We start from the raw sequence: 259 nt of genomic DNA, 5'->3' as shown, positions 1-259 counted from the left end.
CAAAGATCAGCTTCCACCACTCCGACGGCAACGTTGACGTGCTCGACGTCGACCCCGGCACCTCGCTCATGCGCGCCGCCGTCACCAACGGCGTCAACGGCATCGTCGGCGAATGCGGCGGCCAGGCCATGTGCGCCACCTGCCCCGTCCACGTCCGGCCCGAATACCTCGACGGCCTGCCCGAAATCAGCGACGACGAAGACGAAATGCTCGACTGCACCGCCGGCCCCCGCGACGACACCCGCAGCCGGCTGGGCTG

1 protein-coding gene is annotated in these 259 nt (G+C 69.1%); it reads left to right on the top strand.

All coding sequences use genetic code 11. The annotated features are described in order from the left end of the window. On the top strand, window positions 1–259 hold a 259-nt coding region (locus AC5RWT_RS38215), incomplete at both ends, for a 2Fe-2S iron-sulfur cluster-binding protein (RefSeq protein ID WP_494084734.1).

The sequence above is a fragment of the Arthrobacter sp. Dra40 genome (genome assembly GCF_059091905.1).
This window is presented reverse-complemented; position numbering and strand designations above follow the sequence as displayed.